Source organism: Paenibacillus pini JCM 16418 (assembly GCF_000576305.1).
GTDB lineage: Bacteria > Bacillota > Bacilli > Paenibacillales > Paenibacillaceae > Paenibacillus_AQ > Paenibacillus_AQ pini.
In genome coordinates this window covers 1-16,117 of record NZ_BAVZ01000007.1, presented here as the reverse complement: position 1 = coordinate 16,117, position 16,117 = coordinate 1, and the positions used below count along the sequence as shown (strand labels likewise).

The window sequence follows — 16,117 nt, the reverse complement described above, 5'->3', positions numbered from 1 at the left end:
ACAATGTGTCATTTTTGCTCTTTAATGGCGTTTATATTCGCGAATAACAAATATGACAATCCATTTATACATCAAAAAGGTCGATGGGATATCCCCATCGACCACAGATCAAGTACGTTTTTATTTTCGTCCAAAGTCTGCCTTAATCTCTCCCCATTCCACCGTGTTCCATTTCAGAATCTTGTTGGGATACGTGTTCGTTTGCAACCACTGCACTGCACGATCTGTTAGTTCCCAGACCTTAGCTGTCGATTCATTTCGAGGAAGGGTAGTCGAGGGCTTCTTATTTCGTAACCATGCAAGAGCTGTCCGTGAATCCGTATAAACAGTCTTCTTACTTCCCTGCTGTTTCAAATACGCGAGTGCGTGCACAATGGCGATAAATTCACCTAAATTATTCGTACCGTTCTCGACGGGACCGACATAGAACAGAATTTCACCTGTCTGGGTATCTACCCCCTTATATTCAATCGGCCCCGGGTTTCCTCTTGTCCCCACATCGACCGAGATACTGTCATAATCAATGGTCTCAGTTTCTCCACCCGATGCATTACCTGATTTACTACTGGGCTTATAAGCCTTTGAACCACTAGTCATCGATTTTGCTGAGGAAGACGATGCAGAGGCGCTTCCTTTACCCCAAAATTTCTTCCAACCGCCTTCCAAAGCAGCTTCTGCCTCCGCACGGGACTCATATGATTTATATTTAGCATCCGTATGTCCATTAACCTGAGCCTGACAATCTGCCCATGATGTATAAATTCCGGGCGAACGCCCTTCCCACACCACATAATATTTTTGTTTAGCCATAACTAGCTCCTATCATTTCTCATTAGATAAAAAAAGAACCTCCTATAGGAAGCTCTCTAATCACTATATTAAGTATTCACTCATCAAACTGCAAGTAGGTCCACAGCTTATTTCGTTCTAATATGCAGGTTCGGTGTGGAACTGTACACCGTGGAGGTCTGCTTCTCTTTAATCCTTGCAGCGGCTTCTCTAACTGAATTCGTTACACTACTGATCACCTCACCTACATCATGCGCAGATTCAAGCAGTGGATCAACTGTGTTTATTTTGCCTTTCACTTCTTCTGTTATGCCACCCGCTTGATGAATAAGATACTCCGCCTCACCCGACAGTCCTCGTACAGCCCCGCGAACCTCTACAATTGTCTTATTTACTTCATCAATCGTAGTAGTACCCTTTTTCAACATGTAAATGGCGTATAGATTGAGTCCGGCAAAGGCGAGCGCAGCACCAGCAAGGCTATTTTTGAGGATTCTATCCATACCACTCAGCTCCTTCCTTACTCATAATTTATGAGTTCGGTTGCTGTGGCATGCCTATCCCTTCAAAAGAAGCAATAGCTTCGCGTACATCATCTGGAATAGGTGTGCTCTTCCCACTCTTTTTATCAATAAGCACGATTGCTCCACGTCCCGCTGCTTTCAACATATCTGAAGCGATAATAGCGTACTCTACGTCTAGAGATGATCTACCTATCTTAGCCACACGTACATGCAGCACTACTTTATCACTACGGTACATTTGCGCTAGATACTGACATTCTAGATCTGCCACTACAGCAATTTGCTCCTCACCAAATATCTCATCAAACAAACCGATATTTTCAAAATATTCAATACGTCCTTGTTCAAAATACATAAAATAACTAACATTATTCACATGACCTAACATATCCGTCTCGCAATATCTGACCTTAATCGGAATAGAAAAATGAAATTTCTCCATCCAGCTCTGTGGATCAGGTTGAATAAAACTTTCCTTTCTCATCGCTCCGGCTCCTTTACGTATGCGGCTTACTTAAAACCTTTATTACCCCATTCCAAAGGCCTTGAGTAAAAATCACTTCGAGAAATTACCTATATAAGTTATGTATAAGTTATGCAATGGCTACGTGCAGGTTATTCGCCGAAAATCACTCGGTGTCATGCCTGTTATTTTCATAAATGTTCGGTGAAATTGGCTCGTACTCGCAAAACCAAGTCCACAACTAATATCCGCAACCGTAGCTTTTGTTCGTTTTAGCTGATTCATCGCATCTTCTACACGTAGCTTCAACAGAAATTGATAAGGAGTCATCCCCGTATGGGCCCTGAAACTTCGCATAAAATGATAGCGACTCTGTACCGCAATCGTAGCCAACTCATCGATTGAAATCGACGTCGTGTAAAATTCACGCATATACTCTAGCGCCAGCGATATATGCGGATCTGAACTGACCGGTATACATATACGTTCTTGCTGAACTCCATGTTCCTTTCCCTTAAATACGGGATCGAAATATTGTAGCACCTTATTTTCAGTCTCTTCAATAGCAAGTGGCTCTATAAAGTCACCAAACATTAAATCGGTCGTCCAATTCTTAAACTGCTGCGACAATTTAAGTGGATCGATCCACTGCTCCAGCCCATATTCCGTCTGTTTCCTTGAATCGTTCATTTCTTGCAGGACATCATTATGGAACTTCACAATAATTACGCTGGATTGCTCCTCTAAATGAAAATAATGCTCTGTTCCAGGATGCTGAATCAAACCCCGTCCACCAGCTAACTGATATCCCTTATTCTCCATCATGAAATGGCATGTGCCTTGCACAGGAACTGTTACCTGATACCAATCGTCATGAGCGTGTGAGCTATTCGAGAATCGGTTAGCTCCTTTGAATAATTCGATCCGATCCGTTTTAATACTCATTTTCATCGTCTTCACCTGTTGACATTATAGCAAAAAGTGCTGAGGTTTCCAGCACTTTTCACGACGACATACCCCAAGCTATGAAGTTATGATTATAAAAAAAGTAAAGGTGTGTATGCCATGTCGCAAATTTCAATTGCTACTCCTACCCCAACGCGAAATTACGCGGGATGGATGCTGATCGGAGTCAGCTTCGCACATCTACTGAATGATGCGATGCAATCTATCGTCCCAGCTTCGTTTCCACTACTTCGCGAATCCATGAATCTAAGCTTCGCCCAAGTCGGCTGGGTTGCCTTCACGCTCAACGTTACGGCGTCCGTGCTACAACCACTGATCGGCTATTATGCTGACCGAAGGCCGATGCCAAGCCTGCTGCCCATAGGCATGCTATTCTCACTCGTTGGAGTTCTAGGCTTTGCATTAGCCTCTACTCTCTGGATGCTACTCTTTGCAGCCGCTCTGATTGGAATTGGATCATCTGTCCTACATCCCGAATCATCACGTGTTGCCCATATGGCAGCAGGTAAAGGTCGCGGGATGGCGCAGTCCATCTTTCAAGTAGGCGGAAATACCGGTCAAGCGTTAGCACCGCTTATGGTTGCATTCGTCCTTGCTCCACTCGGCCAACACGGATTTTTATGGATGATTGTTCTCGCCATGATCGGTCTTGTCGTTCAGATGGTCATCAGTCGCTGGTATCGACAGCAACTAAACTACACGGGACATATGAAGAAGAAACAGACTGAATCAGATACCCAAACGGTACCGAATAAAGGTTTTATCATTTTCGTCATGGGCATTCTTATGGTGTTATTGTTCTCTAAGTTCGTGTACATTGCAGGGATGACAGGGTATTATTCCTTCTATTATGTGAAGCATTATCAATTACCCTTACCAAGGGCCCAAGTCTGCCTATTCGTTTTGCAATTCGCTGGCATGATTGGTACTCTTCTTGGAGGTAAATTTGCAGACCGCTTTGGCCGTAAAAAGATGATCTGGTTCTCTATAGCAGGTACAGCGCCTTTCTCTATTTTGCTACCATATGCGAGTCCAGCCTTTGCGCTGATATTATGCTTCCTCATCGGGCTTATTCTAATGTCTGGATTCTCCGTCATCATCGTCTATGCCCAGGAGCTTCTGCCGAGCCTCGTCGGAACCGTATCAGGATTATTCTTCGGATTCTCGTTTGGCATGGCCGGGCTAGGTTCTGTTATACTCGGCTCGCTCATGGATAAAACGAGCGTGGAATTCGTCATTCAGCTATGTGCTTTCCTACCACTACTAGGGATATTCGCCTTCCTGTTACCTTCGGATGCGAGGCTAAAAGCTGCTGGTAGAGTTTAATACCTCATTCTTATTTCATAATTCTACACAAAAAAAGAAGTCCTTAGATATCCAAGGACTTCTTCTCTATGAAACTTTTAAGCGGGTGATGGGAATCGAACCCACGCTATCAGCTTGGAAGGCTGAAGTTCTACCATTGAACTACACCCGCGTAACGTATCGGGACGACACGATTCGAACATGCGACCCCCTGGACCCAAACCAGGTGCTCTACCAAGCTGAGCTACGTCCCGATATTTATTGGAGCGGACGACGGGAATCGAACCCGCGACCCTCGCCTTGGCAAGGCGATGCTCTACCGCTGAGCCACGTCCGCATTTTTTCATTGTTGCTCACTAAAGCATCTCTATTTCAGCGGCGACAAGAAATAGTATATCAAATTATAATATGAAGCGCAATATTTTTTTATGAGATTTTAAATTTAAATTCGAATGAAGTATCTATTCATAATTATGAAAGATAGGCTGTCTTAATGACAGCCTATTTATTATTTATTCATTAAAGGTAATTTCACGCATGACGACTTTATTATCCCATTTCGTGTTTGCAGACTTAATATTTATCTTAATCTTAGAACTTGATAATGTTTGTTTCAGTTTTACTGTAACCGTCTCTCCCGCTTCTCGATCTCCTGCACTCGTCCAAGGAATCGTATACTCTGTCCCCTGCTCGATCCAGCTCTGAGTGGCATTATCCCATGTAGACACCGTAAACGTTCGGAAACCTTGTCCATTTCCATAGTTTGCTGCAAAAGAAATCGAGGACACATTTCTTGGTTGTCCAAAATTATAGGAAATATAGGCTCCAGCTGGCAGCGGTTCATAATTGATGTCCAAGAGGAGCTAGTACTTACACCATCTTGGTCAAACAACAAATTCAAGTTGTTCGAATTTAAATTTGTATCCCAAGGGGTTGTATTAATCGTTAGCACTGGGCGAACTAAACCTGGGAAATTTGCAGCGATATTCGGTAAGGTCCCTTGTTTAGTCACTGTTTCTCCCCGCTGAAGCTTCTCTAAATCTTGCGCGGTAATGGGGTCCCATTTCACAAATTCTTGCGTCACTACACCATCGTTATACGTCACGTTCGTATAAGATTTAGTGCCTGGCAATGTGCTTTCTGTAAACGTTTGTCCTTCTTGACCAGGAACTGCAGAAACATATGTTTTAGGCTTTGCATTCGGCGATATAGATAGACTTGCGTTAGCAACGTTTGTTATAGCGAGCTGCGCCTGTGGAACCGTAGCATATCCCGCTGGGATTTTCTTATAAACACGTACATAGTCTAAACGGAACGTGTTTGGATATGGTTTACTCACCCATGGTCCTGTCCATCCCCCAGCTCTCTTTTCATAGAGTGAAAAGAGTTGAATCAGTGGATAATCAATCTTCACATTTTTTTCGCCGGTTTTAACACCATCTACGTAGAATTCCATCTTATCTGGCTGGGAAGCACTTCCGCCGCCTTGTACCCAATTGAATCCGTATGTGTGAAATTCCTTATGGAAATCCATATTGTTATTGGTGTACGCAAATCCACCACCTTCTGGACCCGTTGGATCATTCCAACGATGGAAAGCAACTGGAACACTGTGAGAGTTATTTCCAAGAATCTCAAAGATATCTATCTCAGCCGATTCATTGGGGATGTCCTCAAATCCTAGCAGCCACCAAGCTACGTGACGAGACGAGCCTGGCTGTCCCATTGCACGAATCTCATAATATCCATATTGATTGATGTGTGTCAGCTCGGTTTCAACAGGGTTTCTAACCGTATTGTTACCATTCCAATTATGCAGTGCGTTACGGTTACCTGTCGTAAACCCTGAGACGACCGTTTGACCGTCAAACTCAGGTGCCCAAGGCTGAGTATCCTGCTTAATTTGCAGCTTCATTAGTCCGTTCTCCATAACATATGTCGGCTGTGCATACTGCGGTGTCTTTGTCCAAGAAGATAAATATTTGTTTACCCACTTCCCTTGGTTCAACTGTTTATCTCCAAATTCCTCCTGAAAAATTAAACGATATCCAGATTTGTCTATTGGAGATACTGTAGTTTCCTGAAAAGTAACATAATCAAGGCCAGGCCCATTTTCTCCTGCAGGTGCGAAGAATTTGACGGTATTCTCCTGCCCTGGAGTCAATTCAATGGGTAATGTCTCATTGTCAAAGCTGCTCCAACTGCCACTGTTTAAGCTAGATATTTTTTGAGGAGCTTTATTGTTCACGGAATACATCAGATTCCGTTGCTCACCAGAACGATAGCGGATGTTCATATCAAAGGTACTGCCTTGTACAGGAGTTACTTTAATTGTAAGACTGTTTGCCTCACCTTGATCTATGAAGCTGACCGTTTTACCTGAGTTTCCGATTACCGTCTCTTCTTTTACGGTACCCGTCTTCACTCCACTTTCCGCTTCAATTTGCTGCGACCAAGCGGCTGCATGTGCATTAACGGATGGAGCTACAGCAGATACAAATAACACTAGCGTAGAAACTCTCAAAACATTCTTAACCGATTGTAGAAACATTGTATTTCCTCCCTATATTACAAATTGAATTCGCTACAACTATCCTTTTACCGAACCTGCCACAACACCTTCAATAATACTTCTCTGCATAATGAGATAAAAAATGACCAGCGGCAAAGTTGCTAAAACGAGCATCGGGAAAAATGCCGTCCAGTTGGTGGAGAATGGACCTACGTTTTTATAAACCTCTTGCAGCAGTACGGCCTTGCTCGGATCTTGCAAAAATAATAGAGGGGTGAGAAAGTCATTCCACACAGCCAGTGCATCTAGAATCGCAACCGTGGAAACAATCGGTTTCAGCAGCGGGAATATGATACTCCAGAAGGTGCGGAAGGTTCCGTATCCGTCAATCGCAGCCGCTTCTTCAAGTTCAATGGGCACCGTATTGATGAATCCTCTGAACAGAAAGATAGACAACGGCAAGTTAATGCAGAATACGTCAATCAGGATGACTCCAGGCAACGTGTTCATCAAATGCAGGCCTGAGATGATTTTATACAGCGGAATAATCGCAATCTGAAATGGAATAATGAGTCCCACCATAAATACGGAGAACATCCATTTATATATTCTCTTCTTACTTCGAGCGATAACATATGCTGCCATAGAAGAGATCAGAATGAGCACGATAACAGCGCATCCTGTAATCAACACGTTATTCAAAAGTGCTCTTGGGTAATTCATAGCGTTGAATGCGTTAATATAATTTTCAAACATGAACTGCTTCGGAAGCCCCAAAGGACTGCTCGCAGCCTCCGTCGGAGTCTTAAAAGTAGTCACAATCAGATAATAAATGGGCAATAGCATCCCTGCTCCAATGATAGCATACAGGAGGTTAAGAGATGTATTACGGAGTCTCTTGGAAGTTATCATGACAGTTTCTCCTCCCATTTGTTCAAGAAATACGTAATAATCTTACTCATTACAAACACAATAACAAAGAATACAACGGCAAAAGCTGAAGCATATGCTGTTCGTCCACTGTTGAACCCTTCACGAATTAAAGTAGTCATAATCGTCTCTGAGGCATAACCTGGACCTCCCTTGGTCATGGCAAACACCGCATCGAACACTTTCAAGCCACCGATCAAGCTCATTAAGATATTGAAGGAGGCAGCAGGGTATAGCAGCGGCAGGGAGATATAACGAAAGGACTGCAATTTACTAGCCCCGTCGATTTCAGCAGCTTCGTACAACGAACCATCAATGCTTTTTAAACTGGCAATATAAATGACCATGCTCCAACCTGTCCATTGCCACACCTGAGTAGACAAAACGGAATATAGCGCGATCTTTTCATTACCAAGCCAATTGACTGGAGTTCCTCCAAAAAAAGTGATGATTGAGTTCAAAAGTCCAGAATCGGCTGAGGTCATAATATATTGAAATAGAAAACCTACAACTAAGACACTAAGCACTGCCGGTAAAAAGAATATCGATTTCACAATGTTAGCCATAATCTTCTTACGGTTAAGCAGTACTGCAAAACAAATGGCCAAAGCATTTTGTACGATTGTAATGACCAAGGCGTAAGTAACAGAATGCTTGATCGCTGCAATATTTTTTGTATCCGTAAATAATTTCACATAATTATCGAAACCAACAAATTTATAATTGGGTTTATACACAGACCAGTTTGTCACACTATAGGCAAAACTCATGATCGTTGGCAAAATAAACAATAATACAAAACCTATAAAAGCAGGAAGTATCATAAAAAGAAAAACCCGGTCTCTTCTCTTAACGTTCAATATGGTTCGGACCTCCCTTTTACCGAGCGGAAGACAAAATAAAAACCAAGAAGCTTCGTTCACCTGTTGGTTTTTATTTATCTCTACTCTTTCATTCAGCTTATTTCCTTATTTCAGTGATTCACGCATCGTATCATTAACTTTGTCAGCCTCTTCTAAGGCCTGCTTAACTGTCTTGGTACCTGCAAGCACTTCTTGAAGTGATTTACCGTAACCTTCAACAACGGGGTTGCCAGAAATCCAAGCTGCCGTCCATGGAGCATATACATTACCTGCTTTAAAGGCCTCTTCACAATCTTTGTAAATCTCACCCAAATTAGCATCAACGCCTTTGAGGAATGAGCTTCCTGCGTTATCTTTAATCAGCGCCTGCTGTGCTTCAGGAGTTGCAGTCAACCCTAGAATCTCTAATACTTCAGCTTTATGACTTGTCTTCGCATTGATAGCTAATGCAGATCCCGGGCCACCTACCAACCAGCCTGGACCTTCTGAAGATCCAGGGATCGGGAACATACCCAGCTCCATCTTCGGATTCTTCTCCATAATGGTTTTCACTGCCCATGGACCACTTTCCCACATCGCAGCTTTGCCAGTGGCGAACTCATCAAGCGCCTGATCATAGCTGAGTCCAAGCATATCCTTAGTCAGAATTCCTTCGGATATGAGACTAGCCCATTTCTCTACCGAAGGCAGCCAAGCATCAGCGAGCTTAACTTCTCCTTTATTAAATTTCTGATCAAAATTTATATTTTCTGATTTAGAGTAAAAGTCATTATTTACCACACCAATACTTTGCTTCATCATAGGCTCCCAAGACTGTGCACCCATTGTTTGAGGTTTTGTCCCTTTGGCAAGGAGGTCCTTATGAATCTTAATAAACTGATCAAATGTTTTCGGAACTTGAATGCCGTTATCACGGAACATAGCTTTGTTATAAAAAATACCTTCATACCAATCTGTAGTGGTGTCGCGAATACTTTACCATCTACGGAGTAAGGAGCTAGGCCTGAATCTGCATATTTTGACGTAAATTCCTCGCCAGTAAGATCCATCAGGTAGCCTGCATTCGCAAGCAGTCTAGTCTCGCCTCCCACCTCAATGATATCCGGTCCTTGACCCGCTTGAAGCTGCGAATTCAATACATTGTTGAAATTATCTAGCGCCACAAACTCAAACGTAACCTTGATGTTGGGAAGCTTCTCTTCTAGTAGCTTCAGATAGGTTGCACGCGTAGATTCTGCGTTATAAGCCATCACACGGATTTCTACTTTTTTGTCAGAACCCTTTGAACCTTCTGTGGTCGTCTTACCTGAATCCGTATCCGAGGTACTGTTACCACAGCCTGCAATCATAGATGGTATAATCGCTGCGCACATCATTAAAGAAAGCCATTTCTTTTTCAATTCATATTTCCCCCTTTAGATATAACCTCTGAGAACGTCTTGTTTCTAGCTCTATCTTATCAACTGCCCTGTACCTTGCAGAAGGAACTGTATTCCGCTTTTATAGCATAAAATTATTGCAAATTGTTCTCTTGATATACAGATCTTTTTCACAATTGAAAGCGATTGCAATATATTACGATTGGCCCACTAACTTCTAACACTTTATTACGTTTTAGTCGCTTTGGAGCATTTTAAAAATAACGGGACGGGCCTCACTTGGAGTGAATACTAATGATTCCCCTTCGCTCACGAATGTTCGTCCTTCAAATGACCATGTCCCTTTAGGAACATTCACATGACGAGAAGTAGCTCCTTTTTCATATAAAGGTGCAACCAGCACAGTATCTCCTAGCATGAACTGATCTGTGACGGCCTCCATACCTTGTCCTGGGAACTGATACTCCATATACCGGATGATTGGCTCCCCGCACTGGACAGCTTTGTCATAGGCATTCTTCCGCTCTGTAGCGAACTGGCTACGAATGCTCAGATGCTGCTGAATTTTCTGTAGATTGTCCGTAGACAAGATTCGCCACGGCGCAGCAGAGAACTGAATAGCTGGCATTAAGCAGGCAATTTCACTGTGACGACAGAAGAGTTCTTCATCCAGCCCCCCATGCTCCAATTCCTGAAAATTCAAATATTCTCCGCCTCCGACCATATCTGGGCAACTGAACGGATGACCTGTTATGCCTTGTGCTAGGCTGTCGGGGATCAATGCCGCTATCCCTTTGTCACCCCATGAATGCTCTTTATCGCATAGGCGCTGGAATAAAGAACTTCCCCCTGCCCGAAATGTTACTCGGTATTCATTCAATGAATACTTCGATCCGTATTGCGCCCATAGACGTGATTGCTCATCTGGAGTTACATTCCCACAAGTTACATTGTCTGTTCGATAATAAAGACTATCTCCTGCATCAAATTTGAATCCCTGTATTCCCAGATCCTGCAATCGTTTCAGTTGGTCATCAAACCATGACACGGCAGCAGGATTCGAAAAGTCCAATACAGCAGAGCATCCATTCCACCATTCACTTATGTAAGGCTTACCATCGGATGTTTTTATTAAAATATCAAGTTTACGTGCTTCCCGATAAGCCACGGTATCCGGTGTGATAAATGGACAGACCCATACCATTACAGAAAAACCCATCTCATTCAGTTTACTAATAAACTGCCGTGGATTCGCAAACTTACCTGAATGAAATGTCCAATCACCGTAGGACTCACTCCAGCCGTCATCGATCATGAACGCACCAGGCTCAAACCCATTTTGTACAATATTCTCTGCATATTGCAGTAGATCTTTCTCATTCTGGTTAAAGGTAAGTTCAATCCAACTGTTAAAAATGGGCTTGTCCCATAGTGTTGATGATAGAGTAATCTGCTCAAATGGAAAATGCTGTTTCATCGCACCCAGATAAGCACCTCGAAGTGTATCAAAGCCACTTGCTAGCGTAATATTATCTGGGCAAGTGATGGTACCCCTATTAAATTGAATTGCAAATCCGCTATCTCTCCATAAATAACGTCCTTTTGAAGAAATAAATAACGGCATCGCCTGATTCGGAGTTGGATTCTGCTCCATATTAAACTGGGCACAATGATCCTGTCCTATAGGCATCCTTTTCCCTTCACTAACACAACCGCCATACCAGTACTCGTTCTCAAGCATTTGAATAATCATAAAAAGGCTTACCTCCGTTCTGATATCAGATTAACGGAGGATAAGCCTTGAGACAATGAACTCTTTTCTGTTTTTATAGCAATATATTACTTAGTTAATCCCCTGAATTCATTAGGCGTCTGACCTGTACTTTTCTTGAATAATTTAGAGAAATAACTAGGGTTGTCATACCCCACCATATATGCGATCTCATAACTTTTCATTTCAGTTGTCGCTAATAGCTCTTTCGATTTGTTCAAACGGATATCGGTAAGATAAGCCCACAGATTATGCTCCGTCTCTCGTTTAAATAAATAGCTAAAATAGTTTTTGCTCACAGCAAGATGTGTACACACTTCTTCCAATGATAAATTGCGATCATAATTGTCATGTAAATATTGAATTCCTGCCTCTACCAAACTGCTATACTTCGGTTTAGAGAGCTTTCCTCCCCCGGAGAGTAAGAGTAGCATGCGATTCATAAATATACTCAGCTCTTCTATAGTTGATATTTGAGATATATCTTTATAGCTGATGTTGAGTATATATTGAAGATCCGCACTTAGCTTGTTTTCAGAGCTTAGTTTCTCTCGAATAATGCAAAAGGCATTATAACAAAAGTCTATAAAAAGATGCAGTGAAGACGGGTCTGCTTTACCTGATAATAATAGTACCTCATCTAAGATCTGCGCTGCCTGCTCAATGTCGTTATGCTGCAATGCAGCTGTCATTGTTTTGTTAAACGGCATTAGATCGATTTGCTCAAACTGGGTTTCCACACAATTGTACCCATATCCTAGAATAGGTTCATCACCCACAAAGAAACTAAACCGACTCAAGTGACGTAGACGATGGTATAACTGAGGCAGTTCGCTCATCTCGCTACCCACATGACTGAAACAAACATTGATATCCATACGAATCTCTTCTGAGAAGAAAGCAACCATCTGTTCAGCACATGCCGGAAGCTGCTGAGCTTCACAATCATACAGTATGGCCGTCCACTTATAATCCTCATAATCGAAAAGCACATAGTGTCCATAACTACTCATAACGTTAGTCATACGTTCCATAATAAACCCCATTTGAGCATCCAGTTGAAGATTATTCTCAATATATTCATTGATAGAACGATCACTCAGAATAAAATCAAACAAGGCAAAGGAGGAAAAACGAATCCCTAGATTAGATGCGCTTTTGGAAGCCGCAAGTGGATTTGTTCCTGTGTTCATATAGCGAAATATAACCTGCTTTTCATGCTGAAGCCAATTTTTCGTAGCATTCTTCTCTTCTGCTTTTTTGTAACTAATCTTCGCGGTGATTTTTTTTAACGTATTTTCAAGCTCAAACTCATCGACAGGTTTAAGAATATAATTAGAGCAACCCAGTTCTATCGCCTTTTTGACATAATCAAAATCCGCATACGCACTAATTAATATAAACTCTGTTTCGGGGCTCGATTCTCTAGCTTTTTTAATAAATTCTATACCATCTAAATTTGGCATCTTAATATCCGTAATAATAATATTGGGATTTAGTTTATAGAACTGACTTAGAGCCTCCATTCCATTTTGCGCAGTTCCCACGATCTGAATGCCCAAACTGCTCCAATCTAAAATACTCTCCATCATTCGGATAGATAAAATCTCGTCGTCCACAATCATTACGGATAACATATGTATCCTCCTTTCTTATTTGGGTATCGTGATGACAATACTTGTATTCATACCTTCTCTTGAAAAAATTTGTATGCCTGCTTCAGGTCCAAAACAGCTTTTTAACCTTTGATTCAAATTTAATAAACCTATACTTTTGTTCTGTTTGTAGGTATCCTCGCTTTGTAATACCTCGTTAAGACGATTCACTTCCGCAGCATCCACCACAGTCCCGTTATTTGTAACTGCTATATAAATCTCATGCCCCACATCCTCAGCAACAATAGTGATATGTCCTTCTTGATGATTCTGAAAACCGTGCTCTATCGCATTCTCCACCAGAGGTTGAATCATTAATTTAGGGACTGTGAAGTGTTGAAGATGATCGTCGCAATGCATTGTATATGTAATCAGATTATTAAACCGGATATTTTGAAGCAAAATATAGTTCTCTGTATAGCTCAGTTCTTCCTGTAGTCCCACTTGCTCATATGGATTATAAACAGAGTAGGAAAGAATTTTGCCGAGTAAGGTTACAGCTCTTGATACAGACTCAACATCCCCGCAAACAGCCATTGCTTTAATGGATTGCAGTACATTATTAAGGAAATGCGGATTAATTTGGTGCTGGAGAACTTTAAATTGTGCTGAGGCCACTCTCTTCTGTTCTTCAATAATTTCGTCTGTTAAGTGATTAATATTATTCAGCATATTTTCAGCATTGATGGCGATTGAATTAATCTCGATGCTTCTAGACTCCTTAAAAGAAACGTCTCTTCGTCCTGCGGCAATCTCGTTGAATTTCACAATCAAGCTGTTTATAGGAACTAGAATAGATCGGGATATCCAACCAGATAAGAAAACAACTAGAATGCAAGCGATTACAATTATAACAATAACGAAGGTTGTATTGGTAGTCCGCATCTGTTCTAATTCCGTTAAGGGCATAATCCCAAGAATAGACCATCCGGAAATTTTCGAGGTTTCATTCACTACCAAATAAGATACTGGATTATCCTTCGTCTTAGAAATGACAAAAGACTTTTGTTCTTTAGTCAAACTCTCGGCAATCTCTGCCTTTTGGCTCTCGGCAAGCCAGCTTTTATTCGTGAAGTATACAGGGTTTGTTCCGTCAAATATAGCAATCTGTGAGTTCCCTTTACTACTGCTATCCACTATAATCGGATCAAGATTGAAATCACACATTAGATAGGCTCGTTTTGATATACTATATTGATTTGCATTTAGAATCGGAACAATAACGGATACCGTCTGTTTATTCTTATCATTGAGCAGATAATCGGTAGGATGGAAATTCGTAAAATGAATATATTTATTACTCATCAGATTAGCATTGGTAAACCATTCCTGTGCTCCAAAATGATATCCTCTCACAGGCGAACTTCCATAATAGTATAAATACTCGTCATCATTGCCAATAATCAAAGCATTCGTAATATCATTTAATACATCCAACTGTTTAATCTTGGCGGCCACATTCCTTTGATTATAAAGCTCAACCGAATAATCGACTTCCTTTACACTATTGCGGTAGGTGACTGCCTTCAGGATATCTGAATCATTAGCCACAATTTTGGAGACCGTAATCAGTTGCTCTAGATAGTTGTCACTCAGTGAGATATTAGCTTTTACTATTTTTTGTACATAATCAAAACTTTGCTTTTGATAGTTGGAAATATTGTAATTTAGGATGAGGCTTCCAAAAATAACGATCAGAAGAATAAACACAGTTGAAAAGCTAAAAATCATTTGTTTACGTAATGAAATTTTCATTTAATGTTCTCCTCTACAAACCAACTATATCCAAAAACACAAAAAACCCTTAAAAAGGGTTTTTTGTTATGATGCGCGTGGAGGGACTTGAACCCCCACGTCATAGACGCTAGATCCTAAGTCTAGTGCGTCTGCCAATTCCGCCACACGCGCACATTGAAGGCAGTCCTTATAAAACAAGGAGTAAAATGGTGAGCCATGTAGGATTCGAACCTACGACACCCTGATTAAAAGTCAGGTGCTCTACCAACTGAGCTAATGGCTCATAAATGGCTGGGGGTATAGGATTTGAACCTATGCGTGACGGAGTCAAAGTCCGTTGCCTTACCGCTTGGCTAACCCCCATCAGGAATTAGATAAGTATGGGGCGATCCAAGACTTCGTTGTCCGCAAATCATAACCCATAATCCGATATAACCTTACCAGAACAATCATAATGGTGCCGGCGAGAGGACTTGAACCCCCAACCTACTGATTACAAGTCAGTTGCTCTACCAGTTGAGCTACACCGGCATATTTATGATTGGTATAAATGGCGGAACCGACGGGATTCGAACCCGCGATCTCCTGCGTGACAGGCAGGCATGTTAGGCCAACTACACCACGGTTCCATAATACAATTGGTTGCGGGGGCAGGATTTGAACCTGCGGCCTTCGGGTTATGAGCCCGACGAGCTACCGGGCTGCTCCACCCCGCGTCATTCAGAAAGCATATATGGTGGAGGCTGAGGGGATCGAACCCCCGACCCTCTGCTTGTAAGGCAGATGCTCTCCCAGCTGAGCTAAGCCTCCGAAAAACAATATATAAATTGGTGACCCGTATGGGATTCGAACCCATGTTACCTCCGTGAAAGGGAGGTGTCTTAACCCCTTGACCAACGGGCCATATATATAAAGTTCAAGTCAATGTATAGAACTACTATAATCTTCTTGAACGATCCTTCTACCCACTAGCAATTCCATGTTGTATGTATACAAGTTGGGCAAAAAAAATACCACAAAAGTGGTTTCCGCTTGGCAACGTCCTACTCTCCCAGGACCCTTCGGTCCAAGTACCATCGGCGCTGGAGGCTTAACGGTCGTGTTCGGGATGGGTACGCGTGGAACCCCTCCGCTATCGCCACCAAACGGGCATTTGTGAAACAAATGCAATCTGTGTGAAATTCGGTTCATCTCAGATGAATGAATTTCATAGCAGGCTTATT

Annotated in this window: 11 protein-coding genes, 11 tRNA genes, 1 rRNA gene and 1 pseudogene; 1 reads left to right on the top strand and 23 read right to left on the bottom strand. The window is 42.0% G+C overall.

Annotated features, from left to right (window positions below; translation table 11 throughout):
- Positions 1-120: 120 nt before the first annotated feature.
- The 4 genes from rnhA to JCM16418_RS11610 all read right to left on the bottom strand — a co-directional run bounded on the left by rnhA (position 121) and on the right by JCM16418_RS11610 (position 2,721).
- Positions 121-810: a ribonuclease H gene (gene rnhA / locus JCM16418_RS11625; protein WP_036648978.1), complete on the bottom strand. Its 690-nt coding sequence runs from the start codon at positions 808-810 to the stop codon at positions 121-123.
- 107 nt (positions 811-917) lie between these two features.
- A complete protein-coding gene (locus JCM16418_RS11620; RefSeq protein ID WP_036648976.1) occupies positions 918-1,292 on the bottom strand; it encodes a DUF948 domain-containing protein in 375 nt (124 codons plus the stop codon).
- 28 nt (positions 1,293-1,320) lie between these two features.
- Entirely contained in the window at positions 1,321-1,797 is a 477-nt protein-coding gene (locus tag JCM16418_RS11615; protein ID WP_036648973.1) for an acyl-CoA thioesterase, read from the bottom strand.
- 120 nt (positions 1,798-1,917) lie between these two features.
- On the bottom strand, positions 1,918-2,721 hold the full coding sequence (locus JCM16418_RS11610) for a helix-turn-helix domain-containing protein (protein ID WP_158442428.1): 804 nt from the start codon (positions 2,719-2,721) through the stop codon (positions 1,918-1,920).
- 120 nt (positions 2,722-2,841) lie between these two features.
- Here JCM16418_RS11610 and JCM16418_RS11605 point away from each other — a divergent pair, with 120 nt between their 5' ends.
- Positions 2,842-4,068 carry an MFS transporter gene (locus tag JCM16418_RS11605; protein ID WP_036648969.1) on the top strand — a complete coding sequence of 409 codons (1,227 nt, stop codon included), beginning with the start codon at positions 2,842-2,844 and terminating at the stop codon, positions 4,066-4,068.
- Positions 4,069-4,148: 80 nt separating this feature from the next.
- On the opposite strand, the gene JCM16418_RS11600 is transcribed toward JCM16418_RS11605, so the two are convergent.
- The 19 genes and pseudogenes from JCM16418_RS11600 to rrf all read right to left on the bottom strand — a co-directional run bounded on the left by JCM16418_RS11600 (position 4,149) and on the right by rrf (position 16,040).
- Positions 4,149-4,219: transfer RNA gene (locus JCM16418_RS11600), tRNA-Gly, on the bottom strand.
- Between the two features lie 8 nt (positions 4,220-4,227).
- Positions 4,228-4,301: transfer RNA gene (locus JCM16418_RS11595), tRNA-Pro, on the bottom strand.
- An 8-nt stretch (positions 4,302-4,309) separates the two neighbouring features.
- Positions 4,310-4,384 (bottom strand) — tRNA-Gly (locus JCM16418_RS11590).
- Between the two features lie 282 nt (positions 4,385-4,666).
- On the bottom strand, positions 4,667-6,598 hold the full coding sequence (locus JCM16418_RS23740; protein WP_052020227.1) for a family 16 glycosylhydrolase: 1,932 nt from the start codon (positions 6,596-6,598) through the stop codon (positions 4,667-4,669).
- A 39-nt stretch (positions 6,599-6,637) separates the two neighbouring features.
- Positions 6,638-7,471, bottom strand: coding sequence for a carbohydrate ABC transporter permease (locus JCM16418_RS11580; protein WP_036648966.1), 834 nt, complete (start codon positions 7,469-7,471; stop codon positions 6,638-6,640).
- Positions 7,468-8,349, bottom strand: a complete 882-nt coding sequence (locus tag JCM16418_RS11575; protein ID WP_052020226.1) for a carbohydrate ABC transporter permease — start codon at positions 8,347-8,349, stop codon at positions 7,468-7,470. Before JCM16418_RS11575 ends, JCM16418_RS11580 begins: the two co-directional genes overlap by 4 nt.
- 108 nt (positions 8,350-8,457) lie before the next feature.
- Positions 8,458-9,602, bottom strand: a pseudogene (locus JCM16418_RS25890) (ABC transporter substrate-binding protein).
- 364 nt (positions 9,603-9,966) lie between these two features.
- The gene (locus tag JCM16418_RS11565; RefSeq protein ID WP_036648964.1) at positions 9,967-11,484 is read right to left on the bottom strand and encodes a glycoside hydrolase family 31 protein; all 1,518 of its coding nucleotides are present in this window, start codon (positions 11,482-11,484) and stop codon (positions 9,967-9,969) included.
- 86 nt (positions 11,485-11,570) lie between these two features.
- Complete coding sequence (locus JCM16418_RS11560) at positions 11,571-13,139, bottom strand: response regulator transcription factor (RefSeq protein ID WP_036648963.1); 1,569 nt, start codon at positions 13,137-13,139, stop codon at positions 11,571-11,573.
- Positions 13,140-13,154: 15 nt separating this feature from the next.
- Positions 13,155-14,912 (bottom strand): cache domain-containing sensor histidine kinase, encoded by a 1,758-nt coding sequence (locus JCM16418_RS11555; RefSeq protein WP_036648960.1) that lies wholly within the window; start codon positions 14,910-14,912, stop codon positions 13,155-13,157.
- 72 nt (positions 14,913-14,984) lie between these two features.
- Positions 14,985-15,065, bottom strand: a tRNA-Leu gene (locus JCM16418_RS11550).
- 36 nt (positions 15,066-15,101) lie between these two features.
- Positions 15,102-15,177, bottom strand: a tRNA-Lys gene (locus JCM16418_RS11545).
- A 5-nt stretch (positions 15,178-15,182) separates the two neighbouring features.
- Positions 15,183-15,257, bottom strand: a tRNA-Gln gene (locus tag JCM16418_RS11540).
- Between the two features lie 92 nt (positions 15,258-15,349).
- Positions 15,350-15,425: transfer RNA gene (locus JCM16418_RS11535), tRNA-Thr, on the bottom strand.
- 20 nt (positions 15,426-15,445) lie between these two features.
- A tRNA-Asp gene (locus tag JCM16418_RS11530) sits at positions 15,446-15,523 on the bottom strand.
- A gap of 10 nt (positions 15,524-15,533) precedes the next feature.
- Positions 15,534-15,610, bottom strand: a tRNA-Met gene (locus JCM16418_RS11525).
- An 18-nt stretch (positions 15,611-15,628) separates the two neighbouring features.
- A tRNA-Val gene (locus tag JCM16418_RS11520) sits at positions 15,629-15,704 on the bottom strand.
- An 18-nt stretch (positions 15,705-15,722) separates the two neighbouring features.
- Positions 15,723-15,797, bottom strand: a tRNA-Glu gene (locus JCM16418_RS11515).
- Positions 15,798-15,924: 127 nt separating this feature from the next.
- Positions 15,925-16,040 (bottom strand): 5S ribosomal RNA (rrf, locus tag JCM16418_RS11510).
- Between the last annotated feature and the right edge of the window lie 77 nt (positions 16,041-16,117).